18 protein-coding genes are annotated in these 16,710 nt (G+C 46.1%); 3 read left to right on the forward strand and 15 right to left on the reverse strand.

Annotated features, from left to right (window positions below; translation table 11 throughout):
* Window positions 1-108: 108 nt before the first annotated feature.
* The 15 genes from tatC to AWH66_RS17560 all read right to left on the reverse strand — a co-directional run bounded on the left by tatC (window position 109) and on the right by AWH66_RS17560 (window position 14,210).
* Window positions 109-864, reverse strand: coding sequence for a twin-arginine translocase subunit TatC (gene tatC / locus AWH66_RS17490; protein WP_038228730.1), 756 nt, complete (start codon window positions 862-864; stop codon window positions 109-111).
* An 82-nt stretch (window positions 865-946) separates the two neighbouring features.
* Entirely contained in the window at window positions 947-1,348 is a 402-nt protein-coding gene (gene tatB / locus AWH66_RS17495; RefSeq protein WP_063604234.1) for a Sec-independent protein translocase protein TatB, read from the reverse strand.
* A gap of 3 nt (window positions 1,349-1,351) precedes the next feature.
* Window positions 1,352-1,606 (reverse strand): Sec-independent protein translocase subunit TatA, encoded by a 255-nt coding sequence (tatA, locus tag AWH66_RS17500; protein ID WP_006072188.1) that lies wholly within the window; start codon window positions 1,604-1,606, stop codon window positions 1,352-1,354.
* A 54-nt stretch (window positions 1,607-1,660) separates the two neighbouring features.
* Window positions 1,661-3,295 (reverse strand): ubiquinone biosynthesis regulatory protein kinase UbiB, encoded by a 1,635-nt coding sequence (ubiB, locus tag AWH66_RS17505; RefSeq protein ID WP_063604233.1) that lies wholly within the window; start codon window positions 3,293-3,295, stop codon window positions 1,661-1,663.
* Window positions 3,292-3,936, reverse strand: coding sequence for a ubiquinone biosynthesis accessory factor UbiJ (locus tag AWH66_RS17510; protein ID WP_063604232.1), 645 nt, complete (start codon window positions 3,934-3,936; stop codon window positions 3,292-3,294). The genes ubiB and AWH66_RS17510 overlap by 4 nt, the downstream gene beginning before the upstream one ends.
* 10 nt (window positions 3,937-3,946) lie before the next feature.
* A complete protein-coding gene (gene ubiE / locus AWH66_RS17515) occupies window positions 3,947-4,729 on the reverse strand; it encodes a bifunctional demethylmenaquinone methyltransferase/2-methoxy-6-polyprenyl-1,4-benzoquinol methylase UbiE (RefSeq protein WP_063604231.1) in 783 nt (260 codons plus the stop codon).
* A 45-nt stretch (window positions 4,730-4,774) separates the two neighbouring features.
* A complete protein-coding gene (rmuC, locus tag AWH66_RS17520; RefSeq protein WP_420882868.1) occupies window positions 4,775-6,184 on the reverse strand; it encodes a DNA recombination protein RmuC in 1,410 nt (469 codons plus the stop codon).
* Between the two features lie 172 nt (window positions 6,185-6,356).
* Complete coding sequence (gene fliJ, locus AWH66_RS17525) at window positions 6,357-6,788, reverse strand: flagellar export protein FliJ (protein WP_063604229.1); 432 nt, start codon at window positions 6,786-6,788, stop codon at window positions 6,357-6,359.
* A gap of 28 nt (window positions 6,789-6,816) precedes the next feature.
* Window positions 6,817-8,163 carry a flagellar protein export ATPase FliI gene (fliI, locus tag AWH66_RS17530; RefSeq protein WP_063604228.1) on the reverse strand — a complete coding sequence of 449 codons (1,347 nt, stop codon included), beginning with the start codon at window positions 8,161-8,163 and terminating at the stop codon, window positions 6,817-6,819.
* A complete protein-coding gene (fliH, locus tag AWH66_RS17535) occupies window positions 8,156-8,905 on the reverse strand; it encodes a flagellar assembly protein FliH (RefSeq protein ID WP_063604227.1) in 750 nt (249 codons plus the stop codon). Before fliH ends, fliI begins: the two co-directional genes overlap by 8 nt.
* 3 nt (window positions 8,906-8,908) lie before the next feature.
* Window positions 8,909-9,925 (reverse strand): flagellar motor switch protein FliG, encoded by a 1,017-nt coding sequence (locus AWH66_RS17540; RefSeq protein WP_006072174.1) that lies wholly within the window; start codon window positions 9,923-9,925, stop codon window positions 8,909-8,911.
* Window positions 9,891-11,639 (reverse strand): flagellar basal-body MS-ring/collar protein FliF, encoded by a 1,749-nt coding sequence (gene fliF, locus AWH66_RS17545; RefSeq protein ID WP_063604226.1) that lies wholly within the window; start codon window positions 11,637-11,639, stop codon window positions 9,891-9,893. The genes AWH66_RS17540 and fliF overlap by 35 nt, the downstream gene beginning before the upstream one ends.
* A gap of 3 nt (window positions 11,640-11,642) precedes the next feature.
* Complete coding sequence (gene fliE / locus AWH66_RS17550) at window positions 11,643-11,999, reverse strand: flagellar hook-basal body complex protein FliE (RefSeq protein ID WP_063604225.1); 357 nt, start codon at window positions 11,997-11,999, stop codon at window positions 11,643-11,645.
* Window positions 12,000-12,011: 12 nt separating this feature from the next.
* Window positions 12,012-13,340 carry a sigma-54-dependent transcriptional regulator gene (locus tag AWH66_RS17555; protein ID WP_063604224.1) on the reverse strand — a complete coding sequence of 443 codons (1,329 nt, stop codon included), beginning with the start codon at window positions 13,338-13,340 and terminating at the stop codon, window positions 12,012-12,014.
* Window positions 13,341-14,210 carry a MotY family protein gene (locus AWH66_RS17560; RefSeq protein WP_063604247.1) on the reverse strand — a complete coding sequence of 290 codons (870 nt, stop codon included), beginning with the start codon at window positions 14,208-14,210 and terminating at the stop codon, window positions 13,341-13,343.
* Between the two features lie 518 nt (window positions 14,211-14,728).
* Here AWH66_RS17560 and AWH66_RS17565 point away from each other — a divergent pair.
* From AWH66_RS17565 to fliP, 3 genes are all read left to right on the forward strand, one after another.
* Window positions 14,729-15,547 (forward strand): FliM/FliN family flagellar motor switch protein, encoded by an 819-nt coding sequence (locus tag AWH66_RS17565; RefSeq protein ID WP_063604246.1) that lies wholly within the window; start codon window positions 14,729-14,731, stop codon window positions 15,545-15,547.
* Window positions 15,544-15,912, forward strand: a complete 369-nt coding sequence (gene fliN / locus AWH66_RS17570) for a flagellar motor switch protein FliN (protein WP_038228711.1) — start codon at window positions 15,544-15,546, stop codon at window positions 15,910-15,912. Before AWH66_RS17565 ends, fliN begins: the two co-directional genes overlap by 4 nt.
* Window positions 15,913-15,987: 75 nt before the next feature.
* Entirely contained in the window at window positions 15,988-16,701 is a 714-nt protein-coding gene (fliP, locus tag AWH66_RS17575) for a flagellar type III secretion system pore protein FliP (RefSeq protein WP_050798619.1), read from the forward strand.
* Window positions 16,702-16,710: the final 9 nt, after the last annotated feature.

Consider the following 16,710-nt stretch of genomic DNA (forward strand, 5'->3'; position numbering starts at 1 on the left):
ACAGTTGCATCTCCAAGAATAGAGTACGTGACCGTACAATATGTCAACGAGTTAACAATAAAAAAATAGCGGCCAAAGTAGCCGCTATTTTTTATTGTTTTTGAATGGTTATGCGTCTTCTGCTTCAGACTCTTCCTCGTCATCTTTGCGAGTATAAAATCTTGCAAAGAACAACCCTACCTCAAACAGCAAACACATTGGTATGGCGAGCAAGGTTTGAGAAATCATATCTGGTGGCGTCAGCATCATACCGACAACAAACGCACCAACAACAATGTATGGTCGCTTCTGCTTGAGACTCTCTACCGACGTCGCACCTGTCCAACACAATAAGATAATCGCGACAGGCACTTCAAACGCGATACCAAACGCCAAGAAGAGTGCGAGTACAAAGTCGAGATAGCTCGAAATGTCCGTCGCAAATTCCACCCCTCCTAAGGAAATGGCAGTAAAGAAGCCAAACACTAATGGGAATACGACAAAGTACGCAAATGCCACGCCACAGTAAAACAGCAGCGAGCTTGAGAACATCAATGGCATCACCAGCCGTCTTTCATGCTTATACAAACCGGGGGCAACAAACGCCCATACTTGATAAAGGATGAAAGGAACAGCAATAAAGATGGACGCAATGAGTGTCAATTTTAGTGGCGTAAAAAATGGCGAAGCAACGTCAGTTGCTATCATCGTTGCACCTTCAGGTAGTCGTTCTACCAAAGGCTTAGAAACGAAATCGTATATATCGCCGGAGAAATAAACCAAAGCCAGAAAAACCACTAACACAGCCGCAATCGCTCGCAGTAGTCGATTTCTTAGCTCAAGCAGGTGACTGATCAAAGGCTGTGTCTGTTCGACGCTAGACATGAAAACCTCGAATAAAATAAAAGTGCTAAGAGAAGGTTAATCTCATTGGCACTTTCGGAATGAAAACGATAAGGGCTGAAGCTCAGCCCTTATTAAGATCTTTTTCTGGAGACTCATTCTCAACAGGCTTTGCCACTTCAGCAGCAGGTGCTTCTGCACTGGCTTCCGATGTCGACGCTTTTAGTTTGTCACTCGCATAAGGACGAGTCACCTCTTGCGCGGCCTGTTTCAGTTCCTCCACCGAACTTTTCAGTTCAGGAGAGAGGTCTTCCATGCCCATTTTCTCAGCTTTTTTCAGGTTCTCTTGAAGCTCTTGCACCTTGAGTTCGTGTGAAAGCTCATCTTTGACATTATTTGCCATAGCTTTCGCAGAGCTGATAAAACGAGAAACACTTCGGATTGCAGTTGGTAGGCGTTCTGGTCCTAGAACAACTAGACCAACTACTGAAATGAGTACCAGTTCCCAAAAACCGATATCAAACACGAATTATGCCTGCTCTTTATCTTTCTTCGCTTCTGTCGATGCGTCTGCTGTTTGCTTTTGCTCGATGTTCTTTGGCTCAAAATCAGCATCTTTCGTGTCTGATTTCGCCGTTGTGTTGTCATCTTCACTCATGGCTTTCTTAAAGCCTTTCACCGCACCACCAAGATCGCCACCGATACCGCGTAATTTCTTAGTACCAAACAGCAAAACAACGATCACGGCAATAATAAGAAGTTGCCAAATACTAATACCACCCATTCTTTCTACCTCGGGTCTTGATTAACAAATAAAAAATTAATACGAGTTTATCGCTTAACGTCTGTAAGTACGCCAACTTAACAGCCAAAATGTGATACCAACAGCGCCTGACAATGCAGATAACTGCTGATATGGCCCTCCCAGTAATATGGCAGAGCATACGATTAAAGTTGCACCAACGCCAAACAAAAATTTACCTGTACCTTGTTGCCGTTTTGTTTCACGGTATCCTTGATACAGCATGTCCATGCGTTGATTCATAGCCTTACCTTGTTTAAGGCTATCGTACAGCAACTCTGGTAGTTCCGGTAACTTTTCTGCCCAAAACGGAGCGCGTTCTTTAATTCCGTTTATAACAGCTTGCGGCCCTACCTGGTTCGCCATCCATTTTTCTAAAAATGGTTTCGCCGTCTCCCATAAGTCTAGCTGCGGATAGAGCTGTCTGCCTAACCCCTCAACATAGAGCAAGGTCTTTTGCAGTAAGACAAGCTGGGGCTGTACTTCCATATTGAACCGGCGCGCGGTATTAAACAGATTCAGTAACACATGGCCGAAAGAGATTTCGCACAAAGGTTTGGCAAAAATTGGCTCACACACCATGCGAATAGCAAACTCGAATTCATCGACGTTAGTATCGGTTGGCACCCAACCGGAGTCGACATGCAGCTCAGCTACCTTACGATAGTCACGGTTAAAGAAAGCAAGGAAGTTTTCCGCCAGATAACGTTTATCTTCGCTATTTAACGTGCCAACAATGCCGCAATCTAAGCCAATCCAAAGCGGATTCTCTGGGTGCTCATAGCTAACAAACACATTGCCTGGATGCATATCGGCATGGAAAAAACTGTCACGAAACACCTGAGTAAAGAATACGCTCACACCACGTTCCGCTAACAGCTTCATATTGGTGCCATTCGCTTCAAGTGTCGGAATATCAGACACTTGAATACCGTAGATTCGCTCAGAGACCATTAAGCTTTCGCTACTAAAGTCCGGCATAACCTCAGGAACATAAAGCTCTTCACTGCCTTCGAAGTTGCGACGCAATTGAATTGCATTGGCCGCTTCACGTCTTAAATCAAGCTCATCCAATAAGGTCTTTTCGTATTCGCGCACCACTTCAACAGGTTTTAACCTGCGAGCGTCCGGCAGAGCTTTCGACACTATCCTAGCCATGCGATACATCAGCTTAAGATCTGCATCAATGACAGGACGAATATCTGGACGAATCACTTTCAAGACTACTTCTTGCCCAGTGTCTTTCAGCTTAGCAGTGTGAACTTGAGCAATTGAGGCCGATGCCAAAGGTTCAATATCAAAATCATCAAACCATTGTTCAATAGGGCCACCGAGAGCCAGTTCCATTTGCGACTTGGCTAAGTGTCCATCAAATGGCGACACTTGGTCTTGAAGTAGCGCAAGTTGATCAGCAATATGCGGAGGGAATAGATCCCGACGCGTCGACATCATTTGACCAAACTTAATCCATACTGGACCCAGCTCTTGCAGTGCCAACCTAAGCCTTTCACCAAGCGGTTTGTCTGGATGTTTATTCTTCATCCAGAACAAGGATTTGCGCGCTAACAACGGTGCTTTGGTGAGCTGATGCGTAGGCATCAACTCATCTAAGCCGTACTCTAGCTGAACCTTTATGATTCGATAAAGACGTTTGATTTCACTTGGAGTCATGCGCGCTCCGCCGATGCATCATTAGAATCACCGCTTGATGTCGCTTCAATTAAACGCTCCAAACGCACACTCAGTCTATCTGCTTGGCTACGCACTTCATCAACGTCGTCACAAAATGCTGCCACCGCTAACGGTGGCGGAGCAATTTTCCACTCTTCCGTTAATACTTGACCAAAATGGTCTTGGTGCTTTGCCGCTTGTGAAGCGAAAAAGGAAAAGAGCCCTTTCGCTCCTTGAACCGCAGTATGTGCCACCACATCACCAGTTACACGGGATAACCACTCTTCTAGATCTGGTTTGCAATCGGTTAGCAGAGCAGAAAACTTCTGAGCCAGCTGAATGTCACCTTCCAACTGCAACTTATCCTGTTTGATAAGCTTGGTGATATTCGCCTGCTCTTTTAGTTCAGGAAGTACCGAAAGGTTCAAAGACAAATAACAGTCCGGCTCACCCTCATAATTGGAAAGGACATCCAACTGATGACTAAACACAAAAGTGAGTGACTTATTAAATTCACGCAGATGAACTTGGATAATCTGACCTTTAAGACGTGCAACGCGCTTGACCAACGCATCGTCGTCTTTGATTAAGGTATTGAGCGTGGTTTCCACCACCGCGGTGACTAATGGGTCAAAGGGCATAGCTCAGTCCTTAGAATTTGTATCCACGATGCAGCGCAACAATACCACCCGTTAGGTTGAAGTATTTAGTCTGCTCAAAGCCAGCGTCTTTCATCATGCCTTCCAGAGTCTCTTGATCTGGATGCATACGAATAGATTCAGCAAGATAACGATAACTTTCTGCATCGTTCGCCACCAGTTCACCCATTTTCGGCAACAGATGGAAAGAATACGCATCGTAAACTTTAGAAAGAGGATCAAGGATAGGTTTTGAAAACTCAAGTACCAGCAAGCGACCACCCGGCTTCAGTACGCGATACATAGAACGCAGCGCCTTGTCTTTATCGGTCACGTTACGTAGACAGAAACTGATAGTAATACAGTCAAAGTAATTATCTGGGAATGGCAGCTCTTCAGCATTAGCCTGAACGTAATGAACGTTACCGACAATACCAGTATCACGTAATTTGTCGCGACCCACATTCAACATGGAGTTGTTGATGTCAGCGAGAATCACATGGCCTTTGTCACCAACAATACGAGAAAACTTAGCCGTCAGGTCACCAGTACCACCACCAAGGTCAAGGATACGTTGGCCCGGTCTCGCACCACTGCAATCAATAGTAAAGCGCTTCCATAAGCGGTGAACACCACCAGACATCAAATCGTTCATGATGTCGTATTTTGCCGCTACCGAGTGAAATACCTCAGCAACTTTTGTCACTTTTTCTTCTTTTGCGACTGTTGTGAAACCAAAGTGTGTGGTTTCGTCTTGTTGATTAAGCTGATTTGATTGCACGTTACTATCCGTCATTATTCTTCCTCTTAGGCGGCGCAACATCACCTACGCCGCAGACGGTCAGTTTACTTTATCCATGTCTGGTTGTCTTTCCACCAACGCATCATTTTGTGCAATTTCTGTCAGAGAAGAAGAAATGGAGCGTTTCACTTCCACACCGAGTTGCTTAAAACTCTCCGCTTGACGGATCGCATTGCCCCTTCCGGTGGCCAATTTGTTCATTGCACCTTGATAACTTTGGTTCGCTTTATCGAGTGCGCCGCCCAGCCCTTCCATATCATCAACAAACAAACGCAACTTGTCGTAAAGCTTGCTCGCCTTGTCAGCAATCACCTGTGCATTCTGATTCTGGCGGTCATTGCGCCAAAGGTTATCAATAGTACGCAGCGCTACCAGCAAGGTCGTTGGGCTGACCAAAATGATGTTGCTCTCCATCGCCTCTTTCACCAAACTCGGATCGGCTTGAATCGCCACTTGGAATGCAGGCTCTACCGGGATAAACATCAAGACGTAATCGAGCGAACGGATACCTTTTAGTTGATGGTAATCTTTTTGCGACAACCCTCGAATATGATTACGTAGCGCAATCAGATGATCACTCAATGCACGATCGCGTTCGGCGTCTGTCTCAGCATTAAAGTAGCGCTCATAAGCCACCAGCACCATTTTCGAGTCGATAACCACTTGCTTCTCTTGGGGAAGATAAACAATCACATCCGGCTGATATCGTTTACCCGCTTCATTTTGCAGGCTGACTTGGGTTTGATACTCGTGACCTTCTCGTAGTCCTGATTCAGCCAGCACGCGTGCCAGCACCACCTCACCCCAGTTGCCTTGCTGTTTATTATCACCTTTTAGCGCTTGGGTGAGGTTCATCGCCTCTTTGGTCATCTGATCGTTAAGGCGTTGTAGGTTCTTTAGTTCATGAACCAAGGTATGTCGTTCTTTGGCTTCCTGGCTGAAACTGTCGTTTACTTGCTTTTTAAACCCTTCTAACTGCTCTTTGAGTGGCGACAGGATGCCTTCTAAACTTTGTCGGTTTTGTGCGTCAACCTTGGCCGTTTTGGCTTCAAACACTTGGTTGGCTAGGCGTTCAAACTGCTCTTTTAAACGCAGTTCAGATTGCTGTAGTAGCTCGAGCTTTTCTTGGTCAGAGCGCTGTTGTTGCTGATAGGTCGCTAACTGTTCACGCAGCTCAGCTTCAGACTGAGCCCGCTGCTGCTTCACATATTCAAGGTCAGTCGCATACTGCTGACGTTCTTGCTTCACCGCTTCAAAGTAACGCAGCTTTTCCATTGCCGCCATGACTTTGCCATGCGCTTGCTTAAGCTCAAACGCCGATTTATCTCGTTCGTCATCCAGTTCATCAAGCTCTTGCTTGGCGTCTTGAAGGTCGTGGCGTAAGCGTTCAATTTCTTGCTCTAAAGCGGTCTTTTCTAATTGTGCTTTTTGCTCAAACATCTGCTCCATCTGACGTGATTTAAAGTACAGAATTGCAGCGACGGAAAATCCGAGACAAGTTGAAATAGAAGTGATTGAAAGTAGGAGGGTTTGGTTATCAATTATCCATTGCATTGTATACGTGCCATCAGCCTAGGTTCTATAGCTAATGGTAATTTATACTGGATAAATGTCCAGATATTTACAAGGCACGCCGCTTGATACGTGAGTTGATGATATCTTCGATAAGCTTCTGTTCACGCTTTGCTTTTTCGTAGTTTTGTTTTTTACTCCAACGATCCAGCACTTGCTCTAATCCATGTACTCTTGCCGCTTTTTGTTGCAGCTGTTTCTGAACCGACTGACACTGCGCTTCCATTACGGCTTGCTCATGCTTTTGATGATTCAGCATTTTTTGCAGCATTTGGTCGACAAGGTTAAGGTTCATCAGCCCCATGCTGTTGGTTTGATTTGAGCCACTGTGATTTAACGTTTTCAGTTCAGACAGCGCCAGTAGCTGCTTCGCCAAATGCTCATTTTGGTTACGCATTGACTCCAAGCGTGCGCCAATCTGATCACGTCGTAATTCCTCAACTTGGGTTATTTTACCGACTGCACGAATTTTACTGTCCATAGTTTGTGGCTAGCGTTTGGCTTCCTGCTTAATTAGGGTTTTGAAATAGCTGCGCCAGTTCCGTTAACGATGTCTGAAAATCCACCGCGTCATTGGCCGCTTGCAATAGATAGTTTTTAAGTTGGGGGTGCATCGCCACCGCTTGGTCGAGTTCAGGGTCTTGGCCTGGCTGATAACCGCCTAAAGGAAGCAGCTCTTTCACTTGCAAATAGTTGGAATAAAGCTGACGAAATTGATTGGCAAGCGTACTGTGCACTTCAGGAGTACATCCTGACATACAACGGCTGATCGACGCATTAATATCAATTGCCGGATAGTGCCCTTGCTCGGCCAGTGAGCGAGATAGCACCACATGACCATCTAGAATCGCGCGCGCAGAATCCACCACAGGATCTTGTTGGTCATCTCCTTCTGCTAAAACCGTGTAAATGGCCGTCAAACTGCCATCGGGATGCTCACTGTTACCCGCACGTTCCAACAGCTGAGGCAGCACACTAAATACCGAAGGTGGATACCCTCTTGATGCCGGAGGCTCACCTAATGCTAACGCAATTTCGCGCTGCGCCATGGCATAGCGAGTTAAAGAATCCATCAGCAACAACACATCGTTGCCTTTGTCTCGAAAATACTCGGCAACTCGATGACAAAGTAATGTGGCCCGTAAACGCATTAATGGCGACTCATCCGCAGGAGCCGCAATAATAATGGCTTTCTTACGCGCTTCTGGCGTCAAATTACGTTCAATAAACTCCCGCACTTCACGACCACGTTCACCAATCAAGCCAACCACAATGACATCGGCTTCGGTGTTTTGAGTAATCATCCCCATCAACACACTTTTACCCACACCGCTGCCTGCCATTAAACCAATGCGCTGCCCTTTGCCGACGGTAAGCAATCCATTGATCGCTCGTACGCCCACATCCAACGGCGTATCAACGGGACGGCGTTTTAATGGGTTTATTGGTTTCGGCTCTAAAGAGACACGATCGCCCCCTTTTAGCACCGCACCATCATCCAATGCTTCACCAAGCCCATTCACCACACGCCCTAACCAATGACTGCCCAAATTAACCGAGCTATCACCATCAAGCGGTATGACTTTGGCACCAGCAAATAATCCTCCCAACTGACGAACGGGCATCAGGTAGGCAATATTATGGTCAAAGCCCACCACTTGCGCTTCAATCATACCGCCTTCATCAGTCTCAACCAGACATCGTTGCTCAAGCTTAAATCGACACCCAACCGCTTGCAGCATTAAACCGTTCACCTTCACTAACCTTCCCGTGACTCGCGCAACAGGAACTAAGTTAAGTGACGCAATCGCATCGTTTAAGCGGTCATGGAGTAGAGGGGAGGAAGCACTAGTCATCGTCACTCGCTAAATCAATCGGTGTCACTTCATCCAAGAGGTGCTCTTTCACTGCATCCATACACGACTCCAATCGAGAGTCGCAACTGGCGTCAGCTTCGGCATCTTCCGTCACCAAATGACAACCACCAACGGGCAGCTCTGGCTTAGCGACCAACTTCCAACCATCTGCTAACTCAGGATTAATCTGGGTAATACGCTCTAGGTCTTGTGGGTTTAGGTGTACCGTGACCTTTTCGGTTTTACCCGGCATGGCTTCCAGTGTCTCATCGACTAATGCCAGAATTTGCTGCGGCATCAGCGTCAGCTCAGCACGAATGACTTGCTGCGCCACTTTTTGTACCAACTCACAAATGATATGGCGTTGTTGCTGTTCTTTTTCTTCCTGCCAGCGAGACAGTGAAACGTAGATGTCATTAACGGGTTTAACGGCATCAAGGAACGCTTGCTTTCCCGACTGTTCACCCGAGACAAAACCTTTTTGAAAGCCCTCTTTTTGACCTTCCAATAAACCCTGTAGCTTACCTTGCTCAATTCCTTGGTTTAAGCCTTCTCGATGACCACGCTCTAGCCCTTGTTGAAAGCCTTCTTCAAGGCGTTCTTGCACATCGATTTGTGTCGGTGCGTCATCCCAACTGAGTTCAGCAGTAAACTCATCCACAGCCGAAGGCTGTGCCAATGGTGGGAAGCGGTGTTGTCTATAGCCACTTGGCGGCAAGGTAAAAATCGCTTTTTCCTTCATGGCTTACTCCACCGTCTGCTCTTGGTACAGTGACAACTCGATTTCACCCGCTTCCGATAGCTCTTTGATGATCTGCATAATGTCATTGCGAGCACGCTCAACCGCACTAACAGGCACTGCGCCGCGCAATTGCATATCGTCTTCCAATGCTTTTACCATACGTTGTGGCATCGAGCGCTTAATTGCCTGTTGTAGAGTAATTTCCGCCCCTTTTAACGCCACAGCCCAAAGCTCAATTGGTACTTGCTGAACCAACGTATCCATGGTGTCTTCACGCTGCCTACCTAACACCATAAAGTCGAACATGTTCTCTTCAATCTCACTGACGACGTCTTCATCATGCAGTTTGAGCATTTCCATTAACATTGCTCGGTCACCCGAGAAACGGTTGATAATGTCGGCTACTTGTTTAACGCCAGACATAGGTGCACTTTGACTTACTGAGACCTGCTCAATACAGCGTTCTATTAATTCGTTAAGATCCGCTGCCACTTGATGGTCAATATCTTGTAAGCGAGCAATGCGATACAGCAACTCATCGTGATAATCCGCAGGAAGGTAACTAAGTACTGCAGAAGAGGTCTCTGGTGGTAAATAGGCTAAGAATATAGCCTGCATCTGAGGGTGCTCTTTCGCTACAAATCTCGACAAGATCTCCGCATCAACCCATTGCAGCCGCTGCATGTTATTGCGAATTTCATCACCATACAGGTTGTTAAGTAATCCCTTAGCTAAATCATTACCCAGAGCTTTACGCAATGTGTTTGACAGGTATTCTTTTGAGGCACCACGAATACCGCTGTGCTGCCTAAAGTCCTCGAAGAAATGTTGAATCACCCCTTTGGCATTATCACTTTTGATGCCACTTAGGCGCGCCATCGCTCGGGTGACACGCTGTGTTTCATCGCGAGAGAAATGACGCAGCACCTGAGCCGCGGCATCCTCCCCCATACCTAAAAGCACAAGAGCGGTTTTCTCAACATGACTAAGCGTTGCTGGCGTTGACTGTGCTGTTTTCATTCACATTTACCCATTGTTTAAGTACTTCCGCTACGCGCTCAGGCTCTTCATTGGCAATAAGCTGTAGATGTTTAAGTTGAATTTCCAACGGCGACCCTGGAGGGGGCAGCATGTCACTGCTAGCATCAAGGCCTGAAGAGGTGGATTCAATGCCTTTCTCAGACAATCGACGATTCAGCATCTCTTCACGTTCGCGCTCTTCACGAGTCTGAATATTCTCTTGGTATTCCTCTTCTTGAGGCTCAGCGAATTCAAGTTCGTTGCCACGCTTATCCGCTCCCGTTAGGTGCATAATCAATGGACGAAGTACAAAGAAGATCATCGCCATTCCGAGCATACCGCCAATGACATAACGCAGAGGCTGTTGCACTGTTGGGTCTTGCCACCACGGCATAGCCGGTGGCGCTTCGATTTCGATTGGGGTGAAGTTAAAGCTCATTAAACTCAAGCTGTCTCCACGATCGGCGGAGATACCTACAGCATCGGTGATCATAGTTGATATTTGTGCGCGTTCGGCTGGTGTCCATGCCGTACCATTTGGCGCTGCACTTTCATTAAGTAGTACAGAGACACTGAGCTTAGAAATTTGACCTTGCTGATATTGGGTACGACGTACGCTGCTGCCTACCGCGTATTGACGATTTAGCTCACTGCGCGCATTGGTATTTTGGCTATCATTAGTTGGCACTTCACCTGTCACTGGCGGCTGATTACTCAGAGAGCCCGGAATACCAAGTGCTATTTTATCAATGGTATTGTTCTGAATGCTGTGCTCGTTGCGCACCACCGGGTTGGTGTCGAGGATTTCTTGTGTTTCTTCCACTCGACTGAAGTCCATATCCGCCGCAACCTGAACACGATAGTTACTCGGGCCTACAATCGGCGTAAGCATATCTGCCGCACGTTGAATAATCTGCTTTTCAACGTTCTTTTGATATTCCAGATATTTCGCATTGACCTTGCCCGCTTCTGCCGAACCGACATCAGCACTCAACAAACGGCCATATTGGTCAATAACCGAAACAAACTCTGGTTTCATTCCCGTTACGCTACCCACCACCAAGTTGATGATGGCTTCGACTTGGTCAGGTTTCAGGTCTTCGCCCGGCTTAAGCTCAATCATCACCGACGCCGACGGCTCTTCACCTTGCTGGCGAACAAACAACGTCTGTCTCGGAATGGCTAAGTGAACACGGGCATTAGAGATAGCATTAAGAGAGATGATGGTGCGTACTAACTCACCTTCGAGTCCATGACGATAACGAGCATTTTCCATAAACTGACTCGTTCCCAAAGAACTGTCTTCTTTGAGTGAGTCCAATCCGGTTGGCAGTTGAGCTTTAACGCCCTTTGCTGCCAATAACATACGGATTTTCGCCACTTGACCTTCTGCGACTAACACTTGACCGTTTTGCTCTTGCAGTCGATAGGCAATACCTTCGGACTCCAATACTGATACAATTTCACCAATATCAAAACGTTCTTGCTGGCTGTATAGCGGACGATAACTTTGCGAAGAGCTCCACAGCGCCACCACAATAATGGCTGCAACAATAGCGGCCAGTACTGCTGACAATACCAAGTTACGCTGCGAGCTTGACCACAGCTGCTTCACCTTGGCGTTGATATCGTTCATATTTGAGGAGTTTGCTGTTTTTGGGGCAATATCAATTGATCCCGTTGCCGCCACAGTTTGAGGTGCTAATTCTGACATGTTCTACACCGGCATCTTCATAATATCTTCAAAGGACGCAACCACCTTGTTGCGAACTTGCATTAGAGCAGAAAACGATAAGCTCGCTTTCTGGCTAGCAATCATGGCTCCAACAAGGTCATCACTCTCTCCGGTCTCTACTGCCGTAATTTTCTGTGATGCCGTAGATTGATGCTGGTTCACCATATCGAGCACATTTTTCATTGCCCCGGAAAATGCCATCGGTTCATTAACCTTATTCACATCGATTTGGTTATTGGACACCACAAAATCAGGCTGCACGTGCTGCTGCATTACCTGCATTTTTGTCAGCATTAATTGCTCTGCGGATAACGCGTTATTTATAGGTTGCATCGCCATCAAATTTCTCCTTTACGCAGCCGAGCCAATGGCTGACTGTAGATCGATTCCTTGCTCTCGCATCGCGGCTAATTTGTAGCGCAGTGCTCGTGTAGAAACCCCTAGAGCGTCCGCCGTTTTAGTTCGGTTTCCGCCAAATTGACGTAGTTTTTCTAAGATAAATTGGAATTCCGCCTGCTTTTTGACTTCCACGTGTCCCATTAGGTTTTCATTGGACACCACAGGATTGAAAGCAGGGATCTCAATCGGCAACATCAAGTCGTGAGCCGTAATATAGTCGCCGTGGCGCATGACGAGCGAACGTTGAATCACGTTCTCCAATTCACGAATATTGCCAGGCCAGTGGTATTGACTAAGCGCTTGCTGCGCATCCTCAGATAAGTAGCAATTGGCTTGCTCTTTGTATTTATTAATAAAGAATTGGCTAATAGGTAGGATGTCATCTTTGCGATCACGAAGTGGCGGCCAATGCAGCGGCAATACGTCTAAGCGGTAATATAAGTCTTCTCTAAACGTCCCTTTTTGAACCTCTTCGCGAAGATCTTTATTGGTAGCCGCAATCACTCGAATATCTAAAGCAATCGACTTATGGCTACCCACGCGCTCCACTTCTCTCTCCTGAAGCACTCGCAATAACTTAGCTTGAACGGCTGGCGACATTTCGCCAATTTCATCCAACAAAATTGTGCCACCGTTAGCTTCTTCAAATTTACCAGTTTGCGAACCCGTCGCACCGGTAAATGCACCTTTCACATGACCAAACAATACGGCTTCTAGCATGGATTCAGGAATAGCGGCACAGTTAACAGCCACAAAAGGCTGCTGTGTACGAGGCGATTGATCGTGGACGTAACGAGCGAGCACTTCTTTACCTGTACCCGATTCCCCTGTAATCAACACACTAGCACTGGTGCACGCCGCGCGATGCGCCAGTTGCAAGACTTGTTTGCTACGCCAAGACTCCGCCACAATATTGGCCATTGGCTTCTCAAGTGCCTCTACTCGGCGAATCAAGTTGACCAGTTGCGCTGCTTCAAATGGACGCAGCAAGTAATCCGTCGCTCCCGCTTTCATCGCTTCAGCGGCGACTAGGCCTTGGTCTTGCTCAACAATGGCAATGGCCACGCCAGGATTAGTTTTTCGCTGATGACAGGCAATCCACTCACGAATACTCATATCGGGCAGATTAGAGCTGACTAAACTGATGGAACTTGAAGCGGTTAACAGCGCCGAACGACCAGTTCGAACATGCTTTACGCTAAAGCCCTGCTCCGTTAATAGGTCGATAATAGGTTGAGCGTTTTGCTCACAAGGCTCAACGTAGAGAATATCCTTTTTCATTTACTGAACCTCCGTCTTCAGATCCGTTGAAGACGCTGTGTTGGTGGAAGGGTGACGAACCACTCGAACAGTGACTCGGCGGTTCTTTGCTTGACCAAACTCAGTCTCATTACTGCTGACTGGGTAACGAGCACCATGGGCTCGTACTTCTATCAGCTTGGCTGGCGTCCCTAACTCAGTGAGTACACTGGCTACGTCATCGGCACGTACTCGAGACACCTGAAGGTTGCTCAATGACGAACCGACATTATCCGTGTGTCCATCCACCAGCACTTTTGATATGTAACCATCTGCTTTGATATAGCTGGCTAATGATTGCAGTGTTTGGCGTTGTTCACTGGTGACCACTCGCTGGCCAAAATCAAACTTCAGCACCACATCTCTCGCTTGGCTGTAGTTCATTTCAGGTAATTTGGAGCGACACTGATTGAAGCTAAAGTACGCCGATTCAATTCGAGTGGAGGGCAAAACAAAGGCGTCACCCACTTGATTAGCAGCTTGCACAGAGCTCACTCTGATCCAAGATCCACGAGTGATGGCAGCTAATAAAGCGTCAATATCGACATCAAAGATGGCGTAGCCACGCGTTGTTTTCGCGGCGTCATCAATCATGGTGTGTTGCACAGGGGTATGCCATGGTGCAGACAATTGGAATAGCTGTGCTTGTTTGATGTTATTGTTAGGTAAATGCAGAACTGCCGACAGTTGATTATTAGGTTCCGCATGGAAGTAAAACTTCCCCCTATTATTTGGCAAGGTCTGAACAAGCTGGCACTCAAATTCTCCCTCTACAAATTGCCAATTAACCAAATCCATCGGAATATTTACTTCCGCTGCGTGTGAGATCTTAATCCCAAAAAATATCCCCATTAATAACGCTAATGGATACATCTTATTAACAGTGAAAGTGTAAATTTGTATTTTACATTCTCTTGACCGAGAAAAATCTCGACATAATGAGAAATAATATTTTTTAACTAAGCCATAGATCATATTGCTGTCCATCTATATCTCTTTCACATAATACATAGAAGCCTACTTTCATATGAGAGAGACGTTTTATAAAATCCCTTGATAGACGTTATAAAACATAAATTTAGATAAAATACTCACTCTGATTGTTGCTATATATGGGCTGCGTGCAATATTTAACCGCTACTTTACCCATCAAATATAATTATTATTTAATTAAGCTACCTGTATTTATTTTATATTTAAAGGTGCTTTATATAGCGAAAACAAACATATGAACCAAGTTCACAAATTTACATAAGAGGGCTAAAAATAAATAAAAAAACCAGAGTAGACTGACGAAAAATGACGCTTTGTTATTAAATGGCAACACATAATTACAAATGAAACCCACTCAGATTACGTTTGGTAAAGATATGGATATGCAAAAAACAGAGATGCCTGAACAGGTGCAAACTCTTAATGTGGAATTATTAGGTAAACCCATTCATATCATTCGCAATAAGCTCGAAGAGTTATTGATTAACTCATGCCAACAGTTAAGCCTTGAGCTACAAGCTTGGTTAAAAACACAACAAGTGTTAGTCGAATTAGACCATGTTTCGCTTACTGACCTACCGCAAACCAACGTAAACTCAACTAGTGTTTCAGTGCTCAAACACAGCGATGACGGCATGCTCTATGTGTCGATGGAACCCACTATGCTAATGCGCTTATCTGACCAATTTTATGGCACTAGTATGGAACGAAGTGGTGGGGAACTCACCAATAGCGACTTACGACTATTGCAGCGTATTGCCAAGTGCGCCTCGCAGTGGATAGCGCCAGAAACCGCATGGAAACAAAATGAATTTGAGGTAATTCCAGGTATTGGCATTACTGCCACCCTATCCATTCACGTGCGTAACCAACAAGCTCTGTTGGCCGTCACATTAGATAGCGCACTGATTCAGACGCTGATTGATGAACTGGAATTAACACCCAACCCACACATGGCAAGTGACTTCAATCATGCCTTGCATAAAACCCCGGTCCGCTTGAACGTCCAACTGAGTAAGACCGTGTTGCCTTTAACACAAGTACTCAAACTCAAAGCTGACGACATTCTCCCTATTGAACTGCTCAATAACGCTCCGGTAAATATAGGTAAAGAGACCCTATTCACTGGACGTGTGGCAGAGCAAGAGGGGCAACTCGTTTTAATTTTAAATGATGATAAGGAAACCAACCGATGAGCGATTCGCCAGAACAAAGTGTCTTCGACGGTGACGAACTGCGCTTCGATGACTTTCAACTTGAGGACTTTGATACCGACGCCCCTATGGCTGCTCCAGTTCAATCAGAGCGAGATCTTAGTTTCTTCAAAAATATCCCCGTCACCGTGACTCTTGAAGTCGCCAGCAAAGAGGTTGCGCTAGGCGATCTAATGTCTGCTGGTGAAGGCAGTATTATCGAACTTGATAAGCTAAACGGCGAACCTTTGGATGTAAAGGTTAATGGTTCTCTTATGGGGCATGCCGAAGTCGTCGTCGTCAACGAAAAGTACGGCCTGAGACTGATTGATGTTGTTGATTCTGCTCTCACCTCTATGGGTAAGTAGCTCGTGAAACTGCGTTTAGCTGGTATCGCTTATCCTTCGAACCTACGCCTGCTCCTCATAGGCCTGGTCATCGTCATGCTCGGTTTGTTTGCTCATCCTGCTTTGGCGGATAATGGACTGACATTTCTGACCGTTAACGATGGTCAATCAGAACAAGAATACAGCGTCAAGCTGCAAATCTTGCTCTTGATGACTGCTTTGAGCTTTCTGCCTGCGTTCATTTTGATGGCCACCAGTTTTACTCGCATCATTGTCGTGTTAGCGATTTTGCGTCAGGCTTTGGGCTTACAGCAAAGTCCCCCCAACCGAGTATTGATTGGTATAGCACTCAGTCTGAGCATCCTCATCATGCGTCCCGTTTGGAGTGATGTGTATGAGCACGCTTTCGTTCCTTATGACCAAGGCGAAATCACTTTGATGCAAGCTTTTGCTACCGCAGAAAAGCCGGTACGCAATTTTATGCTCGCACAAACTCAACGTAATTCACTCGAACAAATGCTGCGCATTGCCAACGAACCGGTGGATTCAAAGGTGGAGGATATTTCCTTTGCTATTGTTCTTCCAGCCTTTGTGATCAGCGAGCTGAAAACCGCTTTTCAGATCGGCTTCATGCTGTTTATTCCTTTTTTAATCATAGATTTGGTAGTCGCAAGTGTCTTGATGGCAATGGGTATGATGATGCTTTCGCCATTGATTGTCTCATTACCATTCAAATTGGTGGTGTTCGTTTTGGTTGATGGTTGGGCGATGACAGTCGGAACCCTATCCGCCAGCTTTGGCAGTGGATGAGAGCGTGAA

The organism is Vibrio barjaei (genome assembly GCF_001639065.2).
GTDB lineage: Bacteria > Pseudomonadota > Gammaproteobacteria > Enterobacterales > Vibrionaceae > Vibrio > Vibrio barjaei.

Bases quoted from the DNA above. Each gene is read 5' to 3' on its own strand.
- tatC (WP_038228730.1), bottom strand. From the start codon at position 864: ATGTCTAGCGTCGAACAGACACAGCCTTTGATCAGTCACCTGCTTGAG.
- tatA (WP_006072188.1), bottom strand. From the start codon at position 1,606: ATGGGTGGTATTAGTATTTGGCAACTTCTTATTATTGCCGTGATCGTT.
- ubiB (WP_063604233.1), bottom strand. From the start codon at position 3,295: ATGACTCCAAGTGAAATCAAACGTCTTTATCGAATCATAAAGGTTCAG.
- AWH66_RS17510 (WP_063604232.1), bottom strand. From the start codon at position 3,936: ATGCCCTTTGACCCATTAGTCACCGCGGTGGTGGAAACCACGCTCAAT.
- ubiE (WP_063604231.1), bottom strand. From the start codon at position 4,729: ATGACGGATAGTAACGTGCAATCAAATCAGCTTAATCAACAAGACGAA.
- rmuC (WP_420882868.1), bottom strand. From the start codon at position 6,184: ATGGAGCAGATGTTTGAGCAAAAAGCACAATTAGAAAAGACCGCTTTA.
- fliJ (WP_063604229.1), bottom strand. From the start codon at position 6,788: ATGGACAGTAAAATTCGTGCAGTCGGTAAAATAACCCAAGTTGAGGAA.
- fliI (WP_063604228.1), bottom strand. From the start codon at position 8,163: ATGACTAGTGCTTCCTCCCCTCTACTCCATGACCGCTTAAACGATGCG.
- fliH (WP_063604227.1), bottom strand. From the start codon at position 8,905: ATGAAGGAAAAAGCGATTTTTACCTTGCCGCCAAGTGGCTATAGACAA.
- AWH66_RS17540 (WP_006072174.1), bottom strand. From the start codon at position 9,925: ATGAAAACAGCACAGTCAACGCCAGCAACGCTTAGTCATGTTGAGAAA.
- fliF (WP_063604226.1), bottom strand. From the start codon at position 11,639: ATGTCAGAATTAGCACCTCAAACTGTGGCGGCAACGGGATCAATTGAT.
- fliE (WP_063604225.1), bottom strand. From the start codon at position 11,999: ATGGCGATGCAACCTATAAATAACGCGTTATCCGCAGAGCAATTAATG.
- AWH66_RS17555 (WP_063604224.1), bottom strand. From the start codon at position 13,340: ATGAAAAAGGATATTCTCTACGTTGAGCCTTGTGAGCAAAACGCTCAA.
- AWH66_RS17560 (WP_063604247.1), bottom strand. From the start codon at position 14,210: ATGGGGATATTTTTTGGGATTAAGATCTCACACGCAGCGGAAGTAAAT.
- AWH66_RS17565 (WP_063604246.1), top strand. From the start codon at position 14,729: ATGGATATGCAAAAAACAGAGATGCCTGAACAGGTGCAAACTCTTAAT.
- fliN (WP_038228711.1), top strand. From the start codon at position 15,544: ATGAGCGATTCGCCAGAACAAAGTGTCTTCGACGGTGACGAACTGCGC.
- fliP (WP_050798619.1), top strand. From the start codon at position 15,988: ATGCTCGGTTTGTTTGCTCATCCTGCTTTGGCGGATAATGGACTGACA.